This is a genomic window from Collinsella sp. AM24-1 (assembly GCF_003470325.1).
Taxonomy (GTDB): domain Bacteria; phylum Actinomycetota; class Coriobacteriia; order Coriobacteriales; family Coriobacteriaceae; genus Collinsella.
Window position 1 is genome coordinate 1 of the sequence record NZ_QRHM01000050.1, and the last position, 2,016, is coordinate 2,016.

Annotated in this window: 1 protein-coding gene and 1 pseudogene; both read right to left on the reverse strand. The window is 58.4% G+C overall.

Annotated features, from left to right (window positions below):
- Positions 1-508, reverse strand: a pseudogene (locus DW661_RS09955) (SIS domain-containing protein); the annotation flags it as partial.
- A gap of 170 nt (positions 509-678) precedes the next feature.
- Positions 679-1,893, reverse strand: a complete 1,215-nt coding sequence (locus tag DW661_RS09960) for an MFS transporter (protein ID WP_199584900.1) — start codon at positions 1,891-1,893, stop codon at positions 679-681.
- Between the last annotated feature and the right edge of the window lie 123 nt (positions 1,894-2,016).

Below are 2,016 nucleotides of genomic sequence, written 5' to 3' on the forward strand. Positions count from 1 at the left end.
TGAGCAGGCGCAGGCCGAAGCAGTCGGCGAGGTAGTAGCCCATCTCGCAGCCACCGTTACCATGATCGGACGCCATCTTGACGCAGTTCTCGGCGCCGACAGCCTGGCCGATGAGACCCTCGGGCTTGGTCATGGCGTAGACACGAATGCCCTTTTCCTTCATCTTCTTGACGGCCTCGAGGACCTCGGGGGTGGTGCCGGACTCGGAGGCGGTGAGCACGACGGACTTCTCGGTCATGCGCTTGTGGCCGGAGACGTTCCACTCGGCGGCGTGGATCAGGTAGACCTCGAGGTCGCGGTCGCCGAACTTGTTCATGAGGTACTCGAGCTGCATGAGCTCGTCCCAGGTGCCGCCGACGCCCATCAGGAACACGGCGTCGTAGCCCTCGTCGGCGACCTTGTCGGCGAGGGCGGTCATCTTCTTGCCGGCCTCGTAGACGTTCTTGCCATCCTCGACGTAGCCCTCCTGGCTAAAGTGCATGATCTCGATCTTCTCGGTTTCCTTCATGGCTTTTCCTTTCTGTCCTGCACGCAACTCTATACATCGCGTTTCTTTTCGATACCAATTATAGACATACACCTAACGTGTTTTTAATACCACTTATCAATCTGTTCCAATCCTCGGTGAACGGTCGAAATTCTCTGGTGAGTGGTATTAAATTAGAATTGAATGTATAGCTAACACCGCCGACGCCTCCCTTGTGCGACAAAGAACAGCGTTCCTACCAGCGCAATAATGGTCGATGCCCCAAACAGCACCGCCTGGACGCCCAAAGCCTCCGCCAAAAACGGAGCCGCCAGCAGCGGCAGCACGCCGGCGCTCATCAGGCCAAAACGCACAAAGCCGGTAATGCGCCCCAGGTATTTGATGTCGGCGCGCTCCTGAATCAAGATCATCTGTAGCGGTTCTAGGAATCCCCAGGCCAGACCGTTAATCGCCTGACCGATAATCGCGACCCCCAGCATATCGGTGCCCACGTACACCATGGACCCAATGCCCACGGCCATGAGCGCGCCGAGTAGCAATCGCAGGTTGACATGGCGAGTAGAAAGCTTGGTCAGGATGAACGCACCCACCGAGGAAGTAAGGCCCACGACCGAGGACAGCCAGCCCAGCCAGACGATATCCACGTTGAGCACATCACGGTAGAACAACGACTCCAGCGAATCGAACGCGCCAAACGCAAAGAAACCCAAAAAGCCCGAGATAAAGATGAGGCGCAGGTCGTGATCGCGAAACGTAAGTCGCGCACCCTCGGCCATGCCGCCCAGAATACCGCCCTTCGGCTTCTCCCCTTTTGCGGGAGCAACGCACTCGTGACAGCCCAAGGAGAGCACGGCCGCCACACCCATCATGCCCGCCATGAGCAGATAGACCGATTGCGTGGCAAAACAGCTCACGATGGCACCACCGAGCAGCGGGCCAGCGGTATAGGCGATATTGCTGTAGAACACCATGAGACCGTTCACGCGGGTACGGCCCTCGGTGGTCGACTCCAGGTATCCCGGAAACGCATGCGTGCAGGTGTTGATAAAGCCGCCCGCAAGCCCCAAGACGCACGCGGCAAACACAAGCCCGGGGACAGACAACGGTGCTAACCCCACGCCAAGCGATAGCACTGCCGTAATCACGCACGTCACAAACGACGTCCGACGCGGTCCAAAGCGATCGATGACCGATCCCGACACCATATTGCCCGCCGACGTCATAAGATTGCGCACGAGCGTAATGGCGGCAACCAAAAAGGCCGTGCCGGCCAGATCATACGTGGCCGCACCGATAAGCCCCAAAAAGTAGACCGCGTTGTTGGCGCACCACTGCAGGGACTCAATAAGAATCAGCCTGACCTCCGCCGGCGTCAGGCGCATTGCTTCGCGATCCTTCGCGAACATACGAACTCCTTCTATACAAAAAGGGGATGGAGGGCATAGGCCTGCTCCATCCCCTTTCCAGGTTGCAACGAAAATCTATGCAGCCGGGCCCTTACGCCAGCACGCCGAAGAACGCGCCGACGA